The organism is Caballeronia choica, from assembly GCF_001544535.1.
In the GTDB taxonomy this organism is placed as follows: Bacteria; Pseudomonadota; Gammaproteobacteria; order Burkholderiales; family Burkholderiaceae; genus Caballeronia; species Caballeronia choica.
Genome location: NZ_FCON02000058.1, coordinates 17,582 through 38,616, shown reverse-complemented (window position 1 = coordinate 38,616; position 21,035 = coordinate 17,582). Strand labels below are relative to the sequence as shown.

Genomic DNA, 21,035 nt, shown 5'->3' with positions numbered 1-21,035 from the left:
GGGTATCTTAGTCCACGCCTTCAACGATACGGAAATCCCGCTCAACGGCGTCACCCAGCACGTTCAGCGCCGCCTGATATGCGGCGCTGTCAAACGCGGCGATCGCCTGATCGATACTATCGAATTCGACAAGAACGGTACGTTCCGCGATCCCTCCACCGTGGGCGACGGCGGCTATCCCACGAGCGAGAACGCGCCCGCCACTCGCCTTTATCGCCGAAGTGGCGAGCTTGGAATACTCAGCGAGTTGTTCCGGCTTAAGCACCTTGCGATACGCCGACACCCAATAGCCTTTTGCCATCATCTCCTCCCTTGCGTCGTTGCGTTGACGTTACATGCAGATTGAACTACCCGAAGACGTGGTGCCAGCCAAACGGGCCAACTTATCACGTCGTTAACGGCCTGGCATGGCTGGAATAATACGGCATCGATGCCGTCTTCGTGCTCAACGGCGCAGCATGTGCTCACCCGCCGTATGCTTGCCTGCCATTGCGTGCACGCTATGAGAATCATGCAGATCGGATGCTAGTGTTAGCGCCACGGAGGCCGATCTCGCTCACCGCCCTTCCTGAGTCACGAACGCCTGGAGACGACCGCCCGACCCACTCGCGACCCGTTTTCGCGGCCGAGCTGCGCCGAGATCCACACGCCGCAATCCACCAGCGCGTCCAGATCGATACCGGTACTGGCGCCCAGTCCGTGCAGCAGATACACGACGTCCTCGGTCGCGACATTGCCGGTCGCCCCCTTGGCATAAGGGCAGCCGCCCAACCCGGCGACCGAACTGTCGAACACGCGCAGCCCGAACTCATACGACGCGTGGACGTTCGCTGCCGCCATGCCGTAGGTATCGTGATAGTGCCCGGCGAGGCAACTCACAGGCACCTTCGCCGCTACTGCTTCCAGCATGCGCAGCACCGACCCCGGCGTGCCGGCGCCGATGGTGTCGCCGAGCGACACCTCGTAGCAGCCAAGCTCATGCAGGCGCGCGGCCACGTGCGCAACCTGCTGCGGCTCGATCGCGCCGTCGTACGGGCACGCCACCACGCAGGACACGTAGCCCCGCACCTTGACGCCCTGACGCCTGGCGGCGTCGAGCACGGGAACGAAGCGGTCGATCGATTCGTCGATCGAGCAGTTGATGTTCTTCCGAGAGAACCCTTCCGACGCCGCCGCGAACACCGCCACCTCAGTCGCGCCTTCGGCCACCGCACTCTCGAAGCCCTTCAGGTTCGGCGCCAGCACCGGATAGTTGACGTCCGGCCGGCGCCGCAATCCCCGCATCACTTCGGCGTGATCCGCCATCTGCGGGACCCACTTCGGCGACACGAACGACGTGACCTCGATATCGCGCAGGCCCGCCACCGCCAGGCGTTCGATCAGCTCCAGCTTGATCGCGGTCGGGACGTTCTGCTTCTCGTTCTGCAGCCCGTCGCGCGGACCGACTTCCACAATGCGCACGCTTTCCATCACTCGACTCCCTGGGTATTCAGGACCTGCATGTCGCGCTCCTCGATTCCTTGGGTACAGGTTTCATTTCAGGGCCTGCAGCGATGCATGATAGCGCTCGTCCCACGGCTGTCCGCCGCTGACGCTCACGCCGACCCGCCGCAGCAGTCCGTCGGCGAGGTCGTACACCAGCCCGTGCACCTCGACGCGCTGGCCGCGGTACCAGGCGCGCCGCAGGATCGTGGTCCGGCAGACGTTCGCAACCTGCTCCACGACGTTGAGTTCGACCAGTCGCGGGGCGCGGCCCTCGTCGCCGTGCCCCGGGAGCCGCGTTTCGTGCTGATCGCGATGTCTTCGATGTGGCGCAGCCAGTTGTCGGCGAGTCCGGTCGAGCGGCGCTCGGCGACCGCCTGCACACCGCCGCAGCCGTAATGGCCGACGACCATGATGTGCTCGACCTTCAGCGTCTCGACCGCGTACTGCAGCACCGACAGGCAGTTCAGGTCCGAATGCACCACCACGTTGGCGATGTTCCGGTGCACGAACACTTCACCGGGCGCGAGCCCGAGGATCTCGTTGGCCGGTACGCGGCTGTCGGAGCAGCCGATCCACAGGTAGCGCGGCGACTGCTGCCGCGCGAGGCGCGTGAAGAAGTCGGCGTCCTCGGCGACGCGCTGGCTTGCCCACGCGCGATTATTTGCGAACAGGGTATCGAGCGTGCACATCGCAGCCTCAGCTATTGGGGGCTTGCAAAAGCTTGAGTTCGTCGATCATGCGATCGCGCATCGCGAACTTCTGGACCTTGCCGGTGATCGTCATCGGCATCTCGTCGACGAAGCGGATGTAGCGCGGGATCTTGTAGTGCGCGATCTGGCCGCGGCAGAAGTCGCGAATCTCGTCCTCGGTGGCCTGTTCGCCTGACTTCAGGATGATCCAGGTACAAATCTCCTCACCATACTTCGAGTCGGGCACGCCGAACACCTGCACGGCCTGCACCTTCGGATGGCGGAACAGAAATTCTTCGACCTCCCTCGGGTACACGTTCTCGCCGCCGCGAATCAGCATGTCCTTGACCCGGCCGACGATATTGCAATAGCCGTCCGCGTCGAGCGTCGCGAGGTCGCCGGTATGCATCCAGCCATCGCGCACGGCGTCCGTCGTGCGCTCTTCGTCGCCCCAGTAGCCGCGCATCACCGAATAGCCGCGGGTGCAGAGCTCGCCTTTCTCCCCGACCGGCACCACGTTGCCGTCGACGCCGATAATCTTCGCTTCCAGATGCGGCTGCACGCGGCCGACCGTGGTCACGCGCTTGTCGAGCGGGTCGTCCGTACTGCTCTGGAATGACACCGGGGAGGTCTCGGTCATGCCGTAGGCGATCGTCACCTCGCGCATGTTCATCTGCGCGACGACGCGTTTCATCGTCTCGATCGGGCACGGGGCGCCGGCCATGATGCCGGTGCGCAGCGTCGACAAGTCGTATTGGGCGAACTGCGGCGCGTCGAGCTCGGTGATGAACATCGTCGGCACGCCGTGCAGCGCGGTGCACTTCTCTTCCGACACCGCCGCGAGCGTCGCCACCGGGTCGAACACCTCGCCGGGGAAAACCATCTTGGCGCCGGTTGCCGCGCAGGCCAATGCCGACATCACCATGCCGAAACAGTGGTAGAGCGGCACCGGGATGCACAGCGCGTCCCGCTCGTCGAAGTGCATCGCCTGCGCAACGAAGCGCGCGTTGTTGACGACGTTGTGGTGCGTCAGCGTTGCGCCCTTGGGGTTGCCGGTCGTGCCGCTGGTGAACTGGATGTTGATTGGATCGTGGCAGTCGAGCGAAGCGGTGATGCGGTCGAGCGATGGCGTATCCAGCACCGAAGCGCCGCGGGACACCACCTCGCCGTAGCGGAGCATGCCGGGCGTATGCGCATCGCCCATCCGGATCACGAACTGGAGCGAGGGCAGGCGCCTGGAAGCCAGCTTGCCCGGCTCGCAGTTGGCGAGCTCCGGGGCGAGTGATTGCAGCATGTCCAGATACTCCGACGTGCGTAGCCGCTCCGCCGAAACGATTGCGCGGCAGCCCGACGCATTGAGCGCGTATTCCAGTTCGTGCAGGCGATAGGCCGGATTGATGTTGACCAGGACCACGCCGATGCGCGCGGTCGCGAACTGCGTGACCAGCCACTCGACCCGGTTGGGCGACCAGATGCCGACCCGGTCACCCGCTTGCAGGCCAAGCGACGCGAGGCCCGCGGCAAAGCGGTCGACTTCGGCCTTGAACTGCGCCCAGGTCCAGCGCACGTTCTGCTCGCGGAAAACGACGGCTGGCCGATCGGCGAAGCGCGAAGCGGTATCGGCGAGCAACGAGGCGACGGTGGCGGTCGACAGCGGGGAATCGGTGGCTCCCCGCACGTGGGAGAGGTTGTCTCGCGGTTCGATGCCTAGCGGCGCACCGGATGGTGGGTTCATGGCTTGTCTCCTCTGGTCCAATGCAAGGCTGTCGCTTCGAATACGAGCGATCTATGGGTCTCAGCTTAAGCGGTGGCGCATCGCATATGGTGCCGTTGTGGTAGCCTATCGTGCCAATCTGCGCCACACTCGACAGCGCCATGCCAGCCGCTTCTTCCCAACGCCCCGCGCGGGTCGCTCGCGCCGCGACCCCCGTGGCCTTCGTGAATGCCGTGCTTCTTGGCTACAAGAAATACGGAGCCGATCCGTCCGATGCGCTGCGCGAGGCGCAAATTGCGCCAGCGCTATTGAAGGAACCCGGTGCACGCGTCACGGCATCGCAGTTTGAGGCGCTGTGTCGAGTGGCAATGCAGCAACTCGATGACGAGGCCCTTGGCTGGTTCTCACGCCGCTTGCCATGGGGCACCTACGGCCTTCTGTGCCGCGCGTCGTTTTCTTCGCCGAACCTGGGCGTCGCCCTGAAGCGTTGGTGCCGGCACCAACGGCTCCTGACCGACGACATCGCCCTGGAACTGGTGATCGAGGACGACATCGCTACACTGCAGATCGAGGAAAGGCGTCGTTTCGGCGCCCTGCGCGAGTTCTGCCTCGTCACCACTTTGCGCTGCGTGCACGGGTTCGCGTGCTGGCTCATCGATTCCCGTATTCCACTGATCGAAACGCGCTTCCCGTTCCAGCGGCCGCCGCACGGCGCCGTCCATTCGCTGCTCTTCCCTGGGCCGGTGCACTTCGCGCAGGACCGCGCGTGCATGCGTTTCGCCGCCGAGTACCTGACGCTGGCGCCGCGTCGAGACGAACGCGCGCTCAGCACGATGCTTCAGCACGCGCTGCCGCTGACCGTGCTGCAGTACCGTCGCGATCGCCTGCTGGCTAGCCGCGCACGGTCGCTGATGACCGCGCGCCCGAGCGAGCCACACACTGCTCCCGCGCTGGCGAGCGCGCTGAATGTCTCGGTACGCACCCTTCATCGTCAACTGGAAGAAGAAGGTACGTCGCTGCAGGCGCTCAAGGATGCGGTCCGACGCGAACAGGCCATCGAACAGTTGTGCCGGACTACTCAGCCGATCAAGCAGATTGCGCTATCGCTCGGTTTCGCGAGCGAAAAGACGTTCGCCCGCGCGTTCCGGCACTGGACCGGCGAGTCGCCAACGGAGTATCGGCACAAGTCCAGCGCCTCGACACGGTGAAGCAAGTGTGGCTCCGTGCGATGCTAGAAACGTTCACGGGCAATGACGAGCGCCGGCGAATTCGACGGCGCCCGGTTGACTTAGCCAGCCGTCAGAGAGCCGACGCGCGCCGACGCCCGTCCGTCCAGACTGAAGGCACCAGCACCGAAGTAGGTGATCTGGAGCAGACCACCCGCCATCATTACGTTCTTGAGAAAGTGAATCATCTGGTTCTGGTCGGCGAAGTTGTGATGGAAAAATACCGCTGTGGCTAGACTGAACACCGCCATCACCAGCGATGCGAAGCGCACGCGGTAGCCCGTCAGAAGCAGCAAGCCCCCGCCCAGCTCGATAACCACTGCGACGACGAAGGCGAGCGACGGCAACGGCAACCCGGCGGCGCCGATATAGCCGACTGTCGCGGCATACGCGCCTAGCTTGCTCAGGCCGCTCAGAACAAACGGTGCTCCGAGCAAGATGCGACCCAACAGCGGGAGAAACTTGTAGCGTTCCATGACAATCTCCTGAAATGAGTTTAGTTAGGCAGACTGCTTGAATTCGAACTCAACCGGTTTGTGAGCATGTCCGCCTCCGTTTCCCGTCAGCCAAAATGGCAAGACTGGAAATCGGCAGCCCGTCAAAATCTGCGATGGTCGGGCCATGGACCGAATGCTATGTCGGCAACGATCCTGCGCACATCTCCAGAATTGCAAAGCATCATTGCTTCTGGTAGAACGACAAGACTCAACCGAAGCCAGCCAATGAACCGGATCAGTGACCTCAACGACCTTCGGCTCTTCGCCGAGGTGGTCGAGCATGGGAGCTTCACCGCGGCCGCCCGCGTGCTCGGCGTACAGACGTCGAAGCTGAGCCGACGCATTCGCGCACTGGAGGAAGAACTCGCGGTCCGCCTGCTCAATCGCACCAGCCGGAGCCTGTCCCTGACGGAAACCGGACGGCGGTTCCACCAGCATTGCCTCGCCTTGGTGGCGGCAGCCAAGGCTGCCAAGGATATCGTGGACTGGACGCAGTCCAGGCCGCAAGGCACCGTTCGCATCAGTTGCCCCGTAGGCTTGCTGGAGTCCGGCATCTCCACGATCATCGCGCGGTACGTCCGGGACAACCCCGATGTTCAGGTCCTGCTGGATGCAACCAACCGCCGCGCGGATGTCGTCGAGGAAGGCCTGGACTTTGCGATCCGGGTCAGGCTTCCGCCGTTGGAGAACACCGATCTCGCCGTCCGTCAGTTGGGTTTGTCGATCCAGATTCTGGTCGCCAGTCCCGAAATGGCGGCGCGCCATCCGGCGCCCACCTCGATCGAATCCGTGAAGGAGTGGCCCACCCTCGCGATGGCCAGCGCCAGCGAGCGATTTGTCTGGAACCTGGTCGATGTCGAGGGACGCGTGACATCGTGGGCGCATCGCCCCCGCCTGGCGACCGACGATCTCGCCAGCCTGCGGGTTGCGGCGCTATCGGGCGTCGGCGTGGCAATGCTTCCGAGGGAACTGGTTGAGGCCGATATCCAGGCAGGCCGCCTGCAGCACCTTCTGCCGGGTCTGGCGACCACGCCGGCCCTTGTACATGCGATCTTCCCCACGCGGCGAGGCATGGTTCCCGCCGTCCGTCACCTGCTCGATGCACTCGTGACGGGATTCGAAGACATGAACCGGAAATGGTAGAGCGGCGCCGTTAGACCGCGCGCAAGTCATGCACAAGATGTAGTTCCGTCGCGCGGAAGAATCGTTGCACGGATCACTCAGACGAGGTCGTCGACAGACCTGGACCCATGATCAGACGCCTAACAGACTCCGCTCGTGACCGAGGGCTCTCGGCAGTTCCGTCAAGCATGGATTCCCAGGCACTGGTGCTGTTCTCCCTGCAGCATGAACTCCATCAACTCGGCGACGATCGCTTCGGGAACATCTTCCTGCATCAAATGCCCCGAGCCGGCAACTCGCGTGAAGCGTGCTCCGGGGATCATCGCCGATAATTCCAGGCCTCGATCGACCGGAATCCACTGATCCTCTTCACCCCACAAGATCGATACCGGGCAGCGAAGTTCTCCATATCGCGGTTGGACCTCATCGGTATAGCGTTGATCCATCTGGGTGATTTGCCGATAGAACGCCGCTTGACCCACTTCGCCCGTCCAGGGTGACGAATGGATACGCAAGATGTCTGCCGCAAGCGTCCGGCTGACGGCGCCCTGCAGATACGCGTTGACCATCGCCTCATGAATGTACGCGGGCACGCCCGCGAACGCTGCCTCATGCGCGCGCACATGACGAACAAACGGTGATCCCCACGGCGCGACCGCCACCGGATCGATCAGCAGCAGCGATCGATACTCGCATCGATCCAGCAAGGCTGCCCTGAGCGCTGTAGCGCCGCCGAAATCATGAGCCACCACGTCGGGCTGCTCGATCCGCCAATGCTTGAGCAAGGCCGCAAGCAAGCGATTCTGAACGCCCAGTGAGACGTCCTGATCCGCGCGCTGCTCGGATAATCCGTAACCCAGGAGATCGAAGTAGAAGACCTGTCGAAAGCGAGCCGCGATCGGCGCAATGCGGCGCCAGACCTGCGAAGAAAACGGCGTTCCGTGTATCAGCACCATCGGCTTGCCCGCGCCCATTACGCCATAGCGTACCGACTGGCCATCGAAGTCAAAGGTTTGTGCCAAAGGCAACGCTCCATCAGACAACTGCTGCAATCGCCGCGAAGTATCCATCATGAATCACCGTATGCATTGGACAGTAGTGAACAACAAGCATAGACTAACCATCAAAAGCGTTCAATGAGGTTATATTGGCGAACGTAAAGGAATCGCGTGTGCAGGCAGACGCGGACGTTGGCGGGCACCTCGTCCTCAACTTCGTGAACACGTGCGGCGGCGCTGGCAAGGACCGTGACGTCGAGCGATTGGCTGACTGGGACGGCGCTATCGACTGGGCTACGGCAAACGGCGTCGTTGATTCGACTGATCGCCGCCTGTTCGGCAAGGTGCGGTCGCGCAAGGGACGCCGTCCACCCGATCTGCTGAAAGATCTGACGGAACTGCGAGAGGCCGCGCACTCAGTGTTCGCAGCCATTGCCGGCGGCGTTCTGCCTTCGGAAGAAGCCCGGCTGCGGCTGGAACGCGATATCGTCGAGGCAATGCACCATTCGACGCTGTGGATTGAAGGACGAGCACCGGTGCGCTGGACGGTATGTCCCGAGAAGGCCGGTAGCACGCTCATAAAGGACCGGCTTGCTATTTCAGCGAGCGAACTGCTTTCACAACCGATGCTTGCGAATGTCCGAGAGTGCGGCGCGTGTTCGTGGCTGTTCCTCGATCTCTCGCGAAGCAGGTCCAGACGGTGGTGCTCGATGGCCACGTGTGGAAATCGCGCAAAAGCAAAGCGCCACTACCATACGACGAGAGCAACATAGTGAACGGCGGGCAACCGTCAATGTGCCTTTAAAGTTGGGCGAGCCGAGCCAAAAAAGCGTCGACCGCGTGCTCTTGCGTGGCCCACGACGTGACCAGGCGAATCGCGGAATGCTCGTTATCCGCCTTTCTCCAGACGTAGAAAGCAAAGTGTTGCTGCAAAGCGGAAATGACAGAATCGGGCAAGATTGGAAATACTTGATTCGTAGCCGTTTCCGCCTCGAGACCGTAACCGCTGGACACGATCCCGGAAGCGAGCTTTGCCGCCATCACATTGGCATGCTTCGCATTTTCGAAGAAGAGATTCTTGACGCCAAATAACTCCTGAAACTGGATACCCAGTAGCCGCCCCTTCGCCAACATGCCGCCGCGTTGCTTGACATGAAAAGCAAAATCCTCCGCGAGCGCTGGATTGCAAACCACGATTGCTTCACCCAGAAGCGCACCCACCTTGGTTCCACCGATCCAGAAAATGTCGACGAGGGAAGCAATATCGGCCAGTGTCGCGTCGCTTTTGCTTGACGCCAATGCCGCGCCCAGCCGCGCGCCATCGAGAAATAGAATCAGGCCCCGTTGCTTGGCGAGGGCCGATATCTTCCGCAGTTCCTCAAGGGTATAGACGGTGCCTGTTTCAGTTGCATTCGACAGATAGATCAGTCGAGGTTTCGCCATGTGCGGAAAATGAGCATTGCTGGCAAGCGCGGCCTCGATATTGGCGGGCGTGAGTTTCCCGTCTACAGCGGGAACGACGATGAGTTTGTGGCCCGTTGCCTCAATAGCACCCGCCTCCCTCACCACGATATGTCCCGAGTTCACTGCAATGACGGCTTCGTGCGGTCGCAGGCAACTCGATATCGAAACGATGTTGGCCAAGGTCCCGCTTGCGACGTAGTGGATCGCTCCGTCGAACCCGTCCCCCAAGCGGGCCTTGATCCGGGTCGTTGCCTCGGCAGAATACGAGTCTTCCCCGTAAGGTGCCTGCTGGATGGTGTTGGACTCCGTCAGGACGCTGAGAATGTCGGGATGTGCGCCTTCGCTGTAGTCGTCAAGAAAGCTGAAAGTAGTCATTCGGTGCTTCTGCCTTGGATGGGAGGCCGCCCAGGATGGGCGCGAGGCCAAAAGCCGAAGGCTACCGATTCGTTACCCAAACGCCTTGTAAAAAATTGCCGCGCCGTCGTCAGAAGCGCGCGGGAGTAACGCCGTACGCCTCGCGGAACGCCCGCGTGAAATGGCTTTGATCAAAGAAGCCGACGGCATGCGCAATTTCAATGATCGGCATGTTCCTGTTCGCGTTGATCAATGCCACCGCCTTTTCCAATCGCATGCGCAGTAACCAGGCGTGCGGCGTCATGCCGATAGTGCGTTTAAACAGTTTCAAGAACCGGAATCGATCGAGGCCAACAAGAAGAGACAGATCTTGCAGAACGATTTTGTCGGCAATATGCGCCTCGACGAATTCCCGAACGAGTCGCAGTTGCTGAGACGACAAGGCTCCGGCGATAGCTTGGGGAGATGGTTGCTTCACACGGGCGAACAATGACTCCAGTAATTCCAGAACGTAGGTTTCGTTCAAGATCGGATCGTCTATCCCTTGCTGAAGCGTTGAGTGAATCTTGAGCAACTGATCTGCGAGGCGGCTGTCTTGCAGCACCGCCGCGGCCTGTGAGGGGAAATAGTGCTTGCCCGTGATTTCCTCCCCAAAGCCATTCAGCAGCGCGGGCGACAGTCGAAACGTTTGGAGCGTGTACGACTCGTCGGAATCAGCGACCCCGTCGTGAACCTCGCCTGGAGGCATAAGCTGAATCGCGCCACGCGTGAGCAGCAGAGATTCGCCACGGAACGATTGACGTTGCACCCCGTTCGCAACGAGTCCGATATGGCAGTCGAGATGATAGTGCGGCTCAAAGCGAAACTCGGCAAACCGAGCCGTGCCAAGGATCAAACCCGGGATGTCGGCTGAATGACTGTACTGGACTTCTTCGGGCATGACTCACCTCCGGTTCGCCGAGACCTTCGGAGACCAGCTCCGATAGACATCGATGTCAAGTTTTGCTACCGATCCAGCCTACTCAAGACTTATCGCACGGACGCATTCATGGCTTGATTAACGCCGTTTTCGACGTGTTGCATTCATGCCGGGATTGCTTATTCAGGATGGCGTAGTCCATTACACTACGCGCCTTGAATCTTTTCCCGTTCGCGGGCGCGGGGGAAAGTCGTAGCACGAAGGGCGAACGACCGTACTTCGCTGTCGCAACCGGGAGGCACCTGGCCAAGCAGACATTCGACCGGGGACCTGCAGAACGTTAGTTTACATTGTGCGGGCGATACAAGGCTCTAGTACTTGACGTCTCGCTTTTGCTGGCGGCCTTCTTCGTGTCGCGCTTGTATTGCCGGCACTGGGTCTTGCTCTTCTGGTTTGCATCTCGGCGGTAAACCTTGCCCGCGTGCGCTTCCTGTATGGCAGCCTGGTTTGCGTTCCTGCCTTCTGGGCACTGTCGTGACTAGTTGGTGGCCAAGACGGTGCCCGATAGCGCGAAGAGCTCGGCTGCGGTCAGCATTGCGCCCGTCCGCCTCCAAAGTCAGTTTCTTGAATCGAACATTCGTCGCTCCTTCGTGCTTGTTTGAAACGGCGGTTAGCTGTCGCTGAGCGACCCCACGTTGAACGCCAACGCCTGGGCTAAAGAGGGGGCGTAGGCGAGACCAATCAGTGCGGCAGCAATGGCGACAATCGATGTCACACTTTCGACCTTGTTCTTCGATTGGCCCAGAGTATTATTAATACACAACCCGTCATAAGCCTGGAACGGCGCCCACTCGACACAAAGTACAAAACTTGGCCAGCTCGCGATCTCGAGATTCGATTGATTGCGCGTGACTCTGTACAGGCGCGCTGACCGACAGTTGATCAAAGTGAAACGATTCGAAGGGGATGGCGGGATCGTCCCGCCGCCAATGGCAGAGTTCGCTGGGAATTCCTTTCGGTATTGGAAGGAGCACGATATGGAAATGGGCATGCAGATGAACTGCATCGGATTCCCAGGAGCGGCATCCCTGGAACGCGGGGCTGCATTGCAGTTGCTGCGCTTGCAGACATATCGCGCACTCACTTCCAAGTGTCGGCTGGCGATTGAGGATTTCGCCGCGTGCCCCGGAACCGGGCAGTACGGGGCTCGCCATGAAATCGGATCAACCGAAGACAAATACAGACGCATAGGACGATGCATCCGCGATAGCACGGATGCAGCCGTTCAATGGGCGTTTAATATCGCCGTTCGTTGCCTCGAACTGATTTCCCTCCGTTTCAGACCGTAGACCCTGCCACGCACGCACTGGCGAGCGACGGTTCTGCCGCGGCGTCAATCGTTCGATGGAAACGAAGCGAGAGACTTTAATTGTTCTTGCGGTGAACCGTCACATAACCTCAGTAACGGCATAACTTCTGGATTTTTCACGCGCCGTTACGGGTAACAGGCAGCGACCGTCTTTACGATCGCTTCTTCAATGTTTGCCAAGGAGCATTAATGATGAAAAAAATAACCAAACTCACCCCGCGAACAGGCAGCATTACTCCGCTGGCCATGGCGCTGGCAATATGCACAGCACTGGCTGGCTGCGCTTCGTCGCCGCCTCCCCCGCCGCCAGCCTCTCAGGCTCCTGCGCCGGCGCCCGCCCCGCCGCCAGTCGCTCCAGCGCCCGCGCCTGCGCCCGCGGCCGCGCCCGAACACTACACGCTTTCGGGTGCCGCGACCTTCAACTCGGGCCAGGCGAAACTGCGCCCCTCGGCCGATGTGCAACTGGACAAGATCATTGCTCACGCGCAACACGAGAACGTGAAAACGGTGACGGTGACTGGCTACACCGATTCGGTTGGTTCTTCGGAGTCTAACCATGAACTCTCATTGCGCCGTGCGCAGGCAGTAGCGCATTACATGCAGGAGCACGGGCTGAAGGCACACGAGTACATCGTGCATGGCGAGGGAGAGTCTGATCCGGTGGATACGAACGAAACAGAGCAGGGTCGCGCTCAGAATCGCCGCGTAGAGATCGGCATCATTACCGGCAGCTAGTGTTCAGTCCCAGAAGAAACGGTATGAAACGGGTAATTTCCCGCGACCGAGCTTATTCGAGGCGCGAGCGCGGGACGACCCGGCATTGCTGTGGAAGTATCAGCCAGCGAGTTCGGTGCGCGCGCCCGCGACGCCGCCCGGCGCCGCCCTGAGCCATTGGTCACACGCGGCGTAGTGTGACCGGCCCCCGCTGCGGAACCCGCTGTGAGCAGGCTTCACCATCAGCAATGCAGAGGCCGCGTCCGATGTCTCGGTCGTCGCAAATGCGCGCGGGGTGTCGTTCCCCACATCATAGCGAACCGCATTACTGCGACAGAGCCTAAGAAACTCGCGACGGCACTGCTTGCGCACGCCTAGAGTGCCTGGCGAACGGTGTATGGCGGCGCCTGGACGACGGGTGCGGCCGCCTTGAATATGTCTTCGCGCGACCCTGTTCGCGGCGGATAAATGCGTTCGCAGTTGATTGTGCGTTTGGTTTGCTTGGCGTCGTCGCCCTGCGAGGCGAGACGGCGGTCCCACCCCTCCGTGTAGACTGCACCCCAAGGGCCGAGATCGAGAATGGTTGTGTACCAGTCGATGTGAAGTGGCAGCATCGGCTGACCAAGCAGGTCGCAAACGGCATTGTGACCGGCGTAGCGCCCCATCGGCCGGCCATGCTGGCATGACATGACGGACGGCCGCTCTCCGTCGATCAGGATGCGGGCGCAATCGCCGGCCGCAAAAACGCCGGGCACATTATCGAGGCGCAAAAACGAATCGACAGGAACGCGGCCGAACGGATCGAGCGTGACGGGAAACTGTCCGGTCAGCGAACTCGCGCGCATGCCGCCACACCAGACGACAGTAGCCGCATCGATGCGTGTTCCGCCCGTCAGCAGAATACCGTCGCGCGTCACCGCCTCGAGCGAAACGCCCGGCAGCAGCTCGATACCCTGCGCGTTCAGCGCCTCCTCGATCACCGGCTGTGCGCCGCCCATCGCCAGACCGATCCTCGCTGAACGATCAGCGAGGATCACGCGCACCGGATCCCGCCCGCCGTTACCGACGATGCCGCGCAGCCGGGCGGGCAATTCGGCCGCTAGCTCGATGCCCGTTAGCCCTGCGCCGACCACCACGACGGTCAGGCGCCCGGCCGACTCCGGCAGATCAGGCAATTGGAGCAGGTGTTCCTGCAGCTTGCCGGCGCCCGGGAAGGTGTCGACATCGAATGCAAATTCGCGTAGTCCGGGGATGCCGGGGCGAACGAGCTCGCTCCCCGCAGCGAGGATCAAACGGTCGTAGTCGAGCCATTGCGCTTGCCCGTCGATGTCAATCTCGACCAGGCGCTTCGACAGATCGATTGAGCACACGATGCCTCGAATCCGGCGCACGTCAACCGGATCGAGCACGTCGGAAAGCGGTACAAGCGTATCGTCGAGGGGCTGCTCATAGTTGCGAACGCGAACGCTGTGATACGGCGTGCCGTTAATGACGACGACCTCGACCTGATCCGTCGGCACGCGCAGCTCGTCGAGTTTGCGAGCCGCACCCAGCGCGCTCCACAATCCGGCAAAACCGGCGCCGACCACCACGATACGCTCCATGTCCTTCTCCATGAGAGGCATGCTCGTCGCTTCAGAAGGAACAGTTTACCAGCAGCGACGTTCGCACTTGAGGGCGAACTTTCTAAATGCATGCCGCCGGCGGACGGATGAATTCGGCAAGGGCAAGGAGCGCGGTGCGGACTCGTCTCGTATGACGCGTCGGATGCGCATCGGGTTTGAGCGAGCTTGGCGCACCTGCCGTCAGCGGCGAATTGCAATACCGGGCACGCACCATCGCGATCCCGCACTTCGAGACTCTCACCACCCCTACGCGGTTGATTTCGCGAGTCGCGGGTTTCGTTGCAAGGAAGGTGACCGCTCAGTGATCTTGGGACTTGCGTCAGTTTCCGCGATATCGCCGGTCGCGAACTGTCTGCGGTAAGCGGCGGGTGTCAGTTCCTTCAACGCCTTGAACTGTCGGTTGAAGTTGGCAACGTTCGGAAATCCGGAGCGGGCTGCAACGACAGAAACGGGGGTGGACGTGTGCGCGAGCATCCGGCAGGCATGTCCAATCCTGACCCGCGCGATATATCGACCAACGCTCTCTCCCATATGCTGCTCGAAGTACCGCGCCAGTGAACGCTCCGACACGTTTGCCGCCTCACAGAGTTCGGATAAACGCAGCGGCTCGGCGAAGCGTAAGTCGATCATCGAGAGCACACGGTTGATACGCTCCGGTTCGTGCCCCGACGGACCTTCCGCCCGGTCGCTAAACGCGGTGGGCGAAGCGAGTGGCTCACCCGGCGCCTCCGCCAGTGTGCACAAGACATTGAGCGAGGCAGCAAGGCGTTCTCGCGGGGCGCTCGAAAGCAGACTGCCGACCCGGGCGTGCATCGCAGCCCCTGCCTCCGGACTGAATGCCAGCCCGCAGGCCGCGCGCCGCAACAAGTTACGTAAAGGCGCGTATTCCGGGCACACATCCGATAGGCGCCGCGCCCAGTCGCCGCCGAACCAGATCACGATAGCAACCTGAGGAGATGCCGGGTCAATCGAGCGGTTCGACGCCCACGTATGGGGAAGATTCGGCGGCACAAGAACCAGGTCTTCGTCTACGTAGTCTGCAACGGAATCTCCGATATAGCGCTTGCCGTAGCTGTTCAGCGTCAGGGTCAGTTCGTATTCGGGATGGTGGTGCCACTCAAATGGAATGCGCGGCAGCCGCCGGTGGTAAACCCGAACCGAACAGTTGTCACCAAATTCGACCCGTTCGTATGCTGGTTTCATGGCGGAAATCGCGAAGTAATTGTCTGGATGGTATCACTTTTGGGGACGCGGTCGGCCTATCCTGCGGACATAGCAGAACCCACAAGGAGACAACCATGGCGCTCAAAGTTGACGATTTGCCGGCAGCCATCCGGCAAGCCAAGCAGGAGCTTCGCGAACGACTTCCGAACTATCGTGATGTTTTCGCTGAAGTGGACGAAGCAATCCGCGCCGAAGCCAGCAGGATTGCCGAGCAACGCAGTCGCGGCGAAAACGTGATCCCCGAAATACAGTTCTCTGACATCGCTGAGCAGCGTGTAACCGCGGAGCAGATCGAACTCGTCAAAACGCGCGGGGCATGCGTTATCCGCAATGTGTTCGACCGCCCGCTGGTGGAAAGCTGGGACCGCGACATCGCGAGCTACGTCGAACGGAACGACCTGGATACGCGACTGAAGACCCGAGCAGAGGACAAATACTTTGGCCAGCTTGCATCGAGCAAGCCGCAGATTTACGGGGTGTATTGGTCAAAGCCGCAGGTCCTCGCGCGTCAGGCGCCGTCACTGACTGCAGCCCGCGTGTTTTTGAACCGCTTGTGGCGCAGTGAAAGCGAAGGCCGGGTCCACTTCGACCCGGAGCACGTACCGGTTTATGCGGACCGGTTGCGTCGGCGGCCGCCTCGGTCGGAGTCGTTGGGCCTGTCGGCGCATTGCGACGGTGGCTCGGTCGAGCGCTGGATCGAGGGTAACTTCCGCAAGGTGTACCGACATGTGTTCGATGGCAACTGGCGTCAATATGATCCGTTCGACGCCGCATTCCGGCCGGACGTCGAGGAGATCGCGTCGCCCGCCGTGTGTTCGATGTTCCGCACCTTTCAGGGGTGGACTGCGCTGACGCCCCAAGGCCCTGGCGACGGCACGCTGCAACTCGTGCCCATTGCAAATTCGATGGTTTATATCCTGTTGCGCGCCCTTCAGGACGATCTCGCCGACGACGACCTGTGCGGCGCGATGCCTGGCCGCGCGCTCTCCATCAAGCCGGAATTTCATGCGCCGCTTTTCGACGCGCTCTCGTCGATTCCGCACATGCAGGCGGGCGACACCGTGTTCTGGCACAGCGACGTCATTCACGCGGTGGAAGACGCGCACCGCGGCGCAGGCTACAGCAACGTGATGTATATCGCGTCGGCGCCCGCGTGTGCAAAAAACGACGAATACCTCAAGCGCCAGTTGCCCAGCTTCCTTGAAGGCAAGAGCCCGCCTGACTTCCCGACCGACCATTTCGAAGTCGACTTCGTCGGGCGGGCTACCGCCGAAGATCTGACGCCCCTCGGTAAAGCCCAACTCGGCTTCGGCCTGTAAGCGGTACCCATCGGAAGGGATCTGACGCACGTCCATCGCGGCGTGCGCTCGTCTGGTGATTCATAAAGAAAACAATCGGAGACAGCAATGAAAAGAACACGTATGTCAGCTGCACTTGTCGCAGCGGCGCTCGCCACAGGCGCGCAGGTCGCAAGTGCTGCCGAGTCGATTTCCGTGTTGCACTGGTGGACCTCGGGTGGCGAATCGAAGGCGATCCGAGTGCTTAAGGACGACATGAATAAGCAGGGCTACGAGTGGAAAGACTTCGCCATCGCCGGAGGAGCGGGTGCGGCTGCCATGACGGCATTGAAGACGCAGGTCATGTCAGGTAACGCGCCTTCGGCTGCACAGATCAAGGGGCCGTTGATACAGGACTGGGCTGATCAGGGGGTGTTGGTCGATATAGATAAATCCGCCACCGACTGGAAAGCCCAACTGCCAGCGCAAATCAACAAGACCATGATGTCAAACGGCCACTATGTGGCCGCGCCATTCTCGGTGCACCGGATCAACTGGCTGTGGCTCAACAAAGCCGATCTCGATAAAGTCGGGGGCAAGCCCCCTACGACGTGGCCGGAGTTCTTCGCGCTCGCCGACAAGTTCCGTGCTGCGGGCATTACGCCCGTGGCGCGTGGCGGCCAGCCCTGGCAGGACATGACCATCTGGGAGACGGTTGTGCTTTCTCAGGGCCCGGACTTTTATCGCAAGGCCTTGATTGATCTCGACCAGAAAACGCTGACTTCGCCTCAGATGGTGCAGGTGTTCCAGATTGTCCGAAGGATTCAGGGTTACTTCGACAAAGGCTCCACGGGTCGCGACTGGAATCTCGCGACCGCAATGGTCATTAACGGATCGGGTGGGATGCAGTTCATGGGCGACTGGGCGAAAGGCGAGTTCGCGAATGCGAACAAGCAGGCGGACGTCGACTATGTCTGCGCGGCTGCGCCCGGCACGTCGAACGCCTTCACATACACAGTGGATTCGTTCGTGTTCTTCCAGCAGAACGGCAAAAAAGAAGCGACTCCTGGACAACTCGCGCTTGCCAAGACGATCATGTCCGTCGGCTTCCAGGAGCAGTTCAGCCTTTACAAAGGTTCGATTCCCGTCCGGCAAGATGTTCCCATGACCAAGTTCGACGCCTGCGCCAAGAAATCATACGCAGATGAGCAATCCACGATTAAAACCAATAGCTTCTTTCCGTCGTTCGCTTTCGGCGATGTTCAGTCGACGGCCACCGAGGGCGCGATTACCGACGTCGTGACGAACTTCATGAACTCGAATGAGGATCCGCAGGAAGCAGTGCGCAAGGTCGCCGCTGCAGCGAAAGTCAAATAGGTGTGAGTTTCCGGTTCGATGCTTGCGAAATCCAGCTTCTATGCAATGTCATCTGTGGAACATGACATAGTCTTTGAGGACGTCTCCTCCATGTCTCCAAGATGTGGATTGAGCCCGCCAGTCGAGCGGGTTTTATTTTTCTTACGGATTCTCTTGCAGCGGAGCCCTTGCTGATCCATTGACTATACGATGCGACGCAACGGAACCTGAGAACGACCCGAATTGACGCTCTGGAAGGCCAGCCTGGTGGGAACTGCCGGAGGAAGAGACCAATGAATGCAATTACCCGTTGGACGTTGAAGTGGGAGCACGGTGAAGCAACGATCCAATCGCTGGGCGGAATGCTCGGGCCCGTCCGATTTGAACTCGGCGGAGGTCAAGGCATATCGCCGCTACATGTTGCACCGTGGGGCGACGATGCGCGGTGGCCTGGACTTATGCGAGCGTTGCGCGGCGAGTGGCCATGCCTTCCGTTTGGTACCGCCCAGCCTCCGACTGGTCTGACGCAAGACTTTGAGCTAAAGAAATCCTCCGACGACTGGAATCACGGCTATGGATCTAACCATCCATGGCAACTGGTGGACCAGACTTCTCACGCGCTCCGTCTTCGAATTGATTACCCGGAAAATGGGGAGATCGAGAGTCTTGAACGCGTCATCAAAGCCAATCCCGACGCGCCGATGCTGGACGTCTCGCTGACGGTCCGAGTTCGCCGAGAGGTCGTGTTGCCAATCGCCCTTCATCCGACATTCGCGGTCCCGGTTGAGGGTGTGGAAATTCTGGGATGCCCTCATCAGGCGATCCATAGCTACCCGGCTCCTGTAGAGCCCGGGGTGTCAAGAATTCTGCCGGACCACACTGCTACATCGCTCACTGCACTCCCAACTGGAACCGGATCTCTGGATGTGACTCTACTGCCTCTCAAAGTGGCAACTGAAGAGATCTTGCAGATAGCAGGTTGCCAGCCTCCCTTTGTTTTGAGGTACGCAGCCAGCGGCGCCGACGTTCTGCTCGACTGGAACGCTGAAGAGCTTCCAGATGCTTTGCTCTGGATCAGCAACGGCGGCCGGACAAACGCACCGTGGTGCGGGAAAAACTTCGCACTAGGCGTCGAGCCGGCTAATAGCTTCTTTGATCTCGGACGCGTCGTGGTCCCGCCTGCTAACCACCCTCTCGCGACCCGATCCGGACTAAGGTTTCTCGTCGGTAAACCGCGCATCATTCGCTATCGGATTTCGGTACGGGCAATGTGAATGCGGACAATAGGCATGCGTTCGCTCTCATGCATTTGCGTTGAGCGCGAAGATGCCGTAGAGGGCGCCGGCTAACATGAGAACGAGCGCGGCAGCGAACGCGAGAGGGATCTTGAGGCTGAGCTTCATCGGGAAAGTGGGGATAGACGCAGCGAGCGCTTTTGGACGCGGATCGGCGGTTATCGGCAACCCCGACGAGAACTGGAGGGTGGCGAACTCAGAAATGCGACGCGGATCGAATGCGGGAGCGCTTCCATCTTTCATACGGTGGACCGTCAAACCGCGCCTCGATCTACACATCGACGCCGGCCCCTCGATGCTCCATTCCCGAGCAAGTGCCACAATAAGCTGCTGGCACAAATGCAGGCCAATTCTGTTGATGGAGGCAGATGTGATTCACATCGCAAATGCAGCGGATTCAGCGACCTTGAACGGAATTCTCGCACCCCGGTTCTTTCGGTATCTTGCGCCGGTTCTTGTTGGCGCGATGGTCGCAATAGGTTCGGTGCAGGCCCAGTCCCCATCGTTCGACGCATTCGCCGTGCCCTCCGGCAGCGCACCGCACGATGTCGCGCCAGCGCCTGACGGCACCGTCTGGTACACCGCGCAGGCGCAAGGCGCAGTCGGACGGTTGGACCCGCGCAGCGGCAAGATCGACCGGGTCCCGCTCGGCAATGGGTCGGCACCGCACGGCGTGATCATCGGTCCGGATCGGGCGGCATGGATCACGGATGGCGGGCTGAACTCGATCGTACGCGTTGATCCCAAGACACTTGCCGTCACGCACTTTCCGTTGCCCAAGGACCGACAGAACGCCAACCTGAACACGGCAGTTTTCGACAAACGAGGGCATTTGTGGTTTACCGGACAAGGCGGAATCTACGGTGAGCTCGACCCGGCGAGCGCCAGCATGCGCGTGTTCGACGCGCCGCGCGGGCCCGGCGCCTACGGCATCTGTGTCACCCCTGACGGTAGCTTGTACTTCGCTTCACTGGCTGGCAGCTACCTCGGCCGTATCGATCCGGTGAGCGGTGCGGCGCAGGTGATCGAGCCGCCAACGCCGGAACAGGGAGCACGCCGAGTATGGTCCGATTCGAAAGGACGCGTCTGGATGAGCGAGTGGAACGCAGGAAAGGTGGGCGAGTTCGACCCAGCGACGCATCAGTGGCGGGAATGGAAACTGCCGGGCTCTGACCCGCATGTGTATGCGATATTCGTGGACGACAAGGACATCGTCTGGCTAAGCGAATGGAGCGCCAACGCGTTGGTGCGCTTCGACCCACGGACTGAACGATTCGAGAAGTTTGCGCTGCCGCGGCCACACGCGAACGTGCGTCAGATGATGGGCCGCCCGGGAGAAGTCTGGTTGTCCGAATCCGGCACCGATCATCTGGTGCGCTACAGGTCTGGCGCTGCGACTGTCGAAAGCAAGTGACGCCACAGCAACCGTGACCCACGCATCCGGGCGTTACCCAGCCCCTTGGTGGTACCTGATTCTACGAAAGCTGAGAGCTCGCGTTGAGACGCGCTTACCATTACCCTCTCCAGGCGACTCCAATGACAGACGATTCCGAACGCGATCCTGATTCCGATCCCGACAAGCTAAAGGGCCCTGGTGGCATGACGTTGCGGCAGATCCACGAACAGGTGCAAAAGGCCGTCCAGCGAGACTGCGAGGCGCAGTCCGCGCACAACTCACCCGCGCCGAAAAGCCGATGGCAACGGTGG

The 21,035-nt window shown here is 60.9% G+C and carries 19 protein-coding genes and 1 pseudogene; 8 read left to right on the top strand and 12 right to left on the bottom strand.

Annotated elements, in window-relative coordinates:
- Positions 1-7 precede the first annotated feature (7 nt).
- The 4 genes and pseudogenes from AWB68_RS23525 to AWB68_RS23510 all read right to left on the bottom strand — a co-directional run bounded on the left by AWB68_RS23525 (position 8) and on the right by AWB68_RS23510 (position 3,909).
- Entirely contained in the window at positions 8-301 is a 294-nt protein-coding gene (locus AWB68_RS23525) for a DUF1330 domain-containing protein (RefSeq protein ID WP_087646758.1), read from the bottom strand.
- Positions 302-573: 272 nt separating this feature from the next.
- A complete protein-coding gene (locus tag AWB68_RS23520) occupies positions 574-1,470 on the bottom strand; it encodes a hydroxymethylglutaryl-CoA lyase (RefSeq protein ID WP_087646748.1) in 897 nt (298 codons plus the stop codon).
- A gap of 63 nt (positions 1,471-1,533) precedes the next feature.
- A pseudogene (can, locus tag AWB68_RS23515) lies at positions 1,534-2,174 on the bottom strand (carbonate dehydratase).
- 7 nt (positions 2,175-2,181) lie between these two features.
- Entirely contained in the window at positions 2,182-3,909 is a 1,728-nt protein-coding gene (locus AWB68_RS23510; RefSeq protein ID WP_087646747.1) for an AMP-binding protein, read from the bottom strand.
- A 140-nt stretch (positions 3,910-4,049) separates the two neighbouring features.
- Here AWB68_RS23510 and AWB68_RS23505 point away from each other — a divergent pair, with 140 nt between their 5' ends.
- Positions 4,050-5,096, top strand: a complete 1,047-nt coding sequence (locus AWB68_RS23505) for an AraC family transcriptional regulator (protein WP_087646746.1) — start codon at positions 4,050-4,052, stop codon at positions 5,094-5,096.
- Positions 5,097-5,176: 80 nt separating this feature from the next.
- Here AWB68_RS23505 and AWB68_RS23500 read toward each other — a convergent pair whose 3' ends face one another.
- On the bottom strand, positions 5,177-5,590 hold the full coding sequence (locus AWB68_RS23500; RefSeq protein ID WP_087646745.1) for a DoxX family protein: 414 nt from the start codon (positions 5,588-5,590) through the stop codon (positions 5,177-5,179).
- A 246-nt stretch (positions 5,591-5,836) separates the two neighbouring features.
- Here AWB68_RS23500 and AWB68_RS23495 point away from each other — a divergent pair, with 246 nt between their 5' ends.
- Positions 5,837-6,754, top strand: a complete 918-nt coding sequence (locus AWB68_RS23495) for a LysR family transcriptional regulator (RefSeq protein WP_087646744.1) — start codon at positions 5,837-5,839, stop codon at positions 6,752-6,754.
- Positions 6,755-6,915: 161 nt separating this feature from the next.
- Here AWB68_RS23495 and AWB68_RS23490 read toward each other — a convergent pair whose 3' ends face one another.
- Positions 6,916-7,806, bottom strand: a complete 891-nt coding sequence (locus tag AWB68_RS23490; RefSeq protein ID WP_374729599.1) for an alpha/beta fold hydrolase — start codon at positions 7,804-7,806, stop codon at positions 6,916-6,918.
- A gap of 74 nt (positions 7,807-7,880) precedes the next feature.
- Between AWB68_RS23490 and AWB68_RS49600 the strand changes: the two genes are divergently transcribed.
- Complete coding sequence (locus tag AWB68_RS49600) at positions 7,881-8,504, top strand: CGNR zinc finger domain-containing protein (RefSeq protein WP_087646743.1); 624 nt, start codon at positions 7,881-7,883, stop codon at positions 8,502-8,504.
- Positions 8,505-8,532: 28 nt separating this feature from the next.
- Here AWB68_RS49600 and AWB68_RS23480 read toward each other — a convergent pair whose 3' ends face one another.
- The 3 genes from AWB68_RS23480 to AWB68_RS46760 form a co-directional block, all read right to left on the bottom strand.
- On the bottom strand, positions 8,533-9,570 hold the full coding sequence (locus AWB68_RS23480; RefSeq protein WP_087646742.1) for a threonine aldolase family protein: 1,038 nt from the start codon (positions 9,568-9,570) through the stop codon (positions 8,533-8,535).
- Between the two features lie 109 nt (positions 9,571-9,679).
- Positions 9,680-10,489: an AraC family transcriptional regulator gene (locus AWB68_RS23475; RefSeq protein WP_087646741.1), complete on the bottom strand. Its 810-nt coding sequence runs from the start codon at positions 10,487-10,489 to the stop codon at positions 9,680-9,682.
- Positions 10,490-11,138: 649 nt separating this feature from the next.
- Entirely contained in the window at positions 11,139-11,534 is a 396-nt protein-coding gene (locus AWB68_RS46760; protein ID WP_125483013.1) for a hypothetical protein, read from the bottom strand.
- Between the two features lie 495 nt (positions 11,535-12,029).
- Here AWB68_RS46760 and AWB68_RS23460 point away from each other — a divergent pair, with 495 nt between their 5' ends.
- Positions 12,030-12,572, top strand: a complete 543-nt coding sequence (locus AWB68_RS23460; protein WP_160110048.1) for an OmpA family protein — start codon at positions 12,030-12,032, stop codon at positions 12,570-12,572.
- A gap of 353 nt (positions 12,573-12,925) precedes the next feature.
- Here the strand turns inward: AWB68_RS23460 and AWB68_RS23455 are convergent, their stop codons facing one another.
- Together AWB68_RS23455 and AWB68_RS23450 are read right to left on the bottom strand one after the other, a co-directional pair.
- Positions 12,926-14,167 (bottom strand): NAD(P)/FAD-dependent oxidoreductase, encoded by a 1,242-nt coding sequence (locus tag AWB68_RS23455; RefSeq protein ID WP_087646738.1) that lies wholly within the window; start codon positions 14,165-14,167, stop codon positions 12,926-12,928.
- A 255-nt stretch (positions 14,168-14,422) separates the two neighbouring features.
- A complete protein-coding gene (locus tag AWB68_RS23450; protein WP_087646737.1) occupies positions 14,423-15,379 on the bottom strand; it encodes a helix-turn-helix domain-containing protein in 957 nt (318 codons plus the stop codon).
- A gap of 95 nt (positions 15,380-15,474) precedes the next feature.
- Between AWB68_RS23450 and AWB68_RS23445 the strand changes: the two genes are divergently transcribed.
- The 3 genes from AWB68_RS23445 to AWB68_RS46755 all read left to right on the top strand — a co-directional run bounded on the left by AWB68_RS23445 (position 15,475) and on the right by AWB68_RS46755 (position 19,307).
- Positions 15,475-16,719 (top strand): DUF1479 domain-containing protein, encoded by a 1,245-nt coding sequence (locus AWB68_RS23445; RefSeq protein ID WP_087646736.1) that lies wholly within the window; start codon positions 15,475-15,477, stop codon positions 16,717-16,719.
- Positions 16,720-16,806: 87 nt separating this feature from the next.
- Positions 16,807-18,054 carry an ABC transporter substrate-binding protein gene (locus tag AWB68_RS23440; protein WP_087646735.1) on the top strand — a complete coding sequence of 416 codons (1,248 nt, stop codon included), beginning with the start codon at positions 16,807-16,809 and terminating at the stop codon, positions 18,052-18,054.
- A 272-nt stretch (positions 18,055-18,326) separates the two neighbouring features.
- Positions 18,327-19,307, top strand: a complete 981-nt coding sequence (locus AWB68_RS46755; RefSeq protein WP_125483012.1) for an aldose epimerase family protein — start codon at positions 18,327-18,329, stop codon at positions 19,305-19,307.
- A 27-nt stretch (positions 19,308-19,334) separates the two neighbouring features.
- On the opposite strand, the gene AWB68_RS48300 is transcribed toward AWB68_RS46755, so the two are convergent.
- Entirely contained in the window at positions 19,335-19,571 is a 237-nt protein-coding gene (locus AWB68_RS48300; RefSeq protein ID WP_087646733.1) for a hypothetical protein, read from the bottom strand.
- A 223-nt stretch (positions 19,572-19,794) separates the two neighbouring features.
- Between AWB68_RS48300 and AWB68_RS23425 the strand changes: the two genes are divergently transcribed.
- The gene (locus AWB68_RS23425; protein ID WP_235028460.1) at positions 19,795-20,742 is read left to right on the top strand and encodes a Vgb family protein; all 948 of its coding nucleotides are present in this window, start codon (positions 19,795-19,797) and stop codon (positions 20,740-20,742) included.
- Positions 20,743-21,035 lie beyond the last annotated feature (293 nt).

Bases quoted from the DNA above. Each gene is read 5' to 3' on its own strand.
- AWB68_RS23525 (WP_087646758.1), bottom strand. From the start codon at position 301: ATGGCAAAAGGCTATTGGGTGTCGGCGTATCGCAAGGTGCTTAAGCCG.
- AWB68_RS23520 (WP_087646748.1), bottom strand. From the start codon at position 1,470: ATGGAAAGCGTGCGCATTGTGGAAGTCGGTCCGCGCGACGGGCTGCAG.
- AWB68_RS23510 (WP_087646747.1), bottom strand. From the start codon at position 3,909: ATGAACCCACCATCCGGTGCGCCGCTAGGCATCGAACCGCGAGACAAC.
- AWB68_RS23505 (WP_087646746.1), top strand. From the start codon at position 4,050: ATGCCAGCCGCTTCTTCCCAACGCCCCGCGCGGGTCGCTCGCGCCGCG.
- AWB68_RS23500 (WP_087646745.1), bottom strand. From the start codon at position 5,590: ATGGAACGCTACAAGTTTCTCCCGCTGTTGGGTCGCATCTTGCTCGGA.
- AWB68_RS23495 (WP_087646744.1), top strand. From the start codon at position 5,837: ATGAACCGGATCAGTGACCTCAACGACCTTCGGCTCTTCGCCGAGGTG.
- AWB68_RS23490 (WP_374729599.1), bottom strand. From the start codon at position 7,806: ATGATGGATACTTCGCGGCGATTGCAGCAGTTGTCTGATGGAGCGTTG.
- AWB68_RS23480 (WP_087646742.1), bottom strand. From the start codon at position 9,570: ATGACTACTTTCAGCTTTCTTGACGACTACAGCGAAGGCGCACATCCC.
- AWB68_RS23475 (WP_087646741.1), bottom strand. From the start codon at position 10,489: ATGCCCGAAGAAGTCCAGTACAGTCATTCAGCCGACATCCCGGGTTTG.
- AWB68_RS46760 (WP_125483013.1), bottom strand. From the start codon at position 11,534: ATGCAGTTCATCTGCATGCCCATTTCCATATCGTGCTCCTTCCAATAC.
- AWB68_RS23460 (WP_160110048.1), top strand. From the start codon at position 12,030: ATGAAAAAAATAACCAAACTCACCCCGCGAACAGGCAGCATTACTCCG.
- AWB68_RS23455 (WP_087646738.1), bottom strand. From the start codon at position 14,167: ATGGAGAAGGACATGGAGCGTATCGTGGTGGTCGGCGCCGGTTTTGCC.
- AWB68_RS23450 (WP_087646737.1), bottom strand. From the start codon at position 15,379: ATGAAACCAGCATACGAACGGGTCGAATTTGGTGACAACTGTTCGGTT.
- AWB68_RS23445 (WP_087646736.1), top strand. From the start codon at position 15,475: ATGGCGCTCAAAGTTGACGATTTGCCGGCAGCCATCCGGCAAGCCAAG.
- AWB68_RS23440 (WP_087646735.1), top strand. From the start codon at position 16,807: ATGAAAAGAACACGTATGTCAGCTGCACTTGTCGCAGCGGCGCTCGCC.
- AWB68_RS46755 (WP_125483012.1), top strand. From the start codon at position 18,327: ATGAATGCAATTACCCGTTGGACGTTGAAGTGGGAGCACGGTGAAGCA.
- AWB68_RS48300 (WP_087646733.1), bottom strand. From the start codon at position 19,571: ATGAAAGATGGAAGCGCTCCCGCATTCGATCCGCGTCGCATTTCTGAG.
- AWB68_RS23425 (WP_235028460.1), top strand. From the start codon at position 19,795: ATGGTCGCAATAGGTTCGGTGCAGGCCCAGTCCCCATCGTTCGACGCA.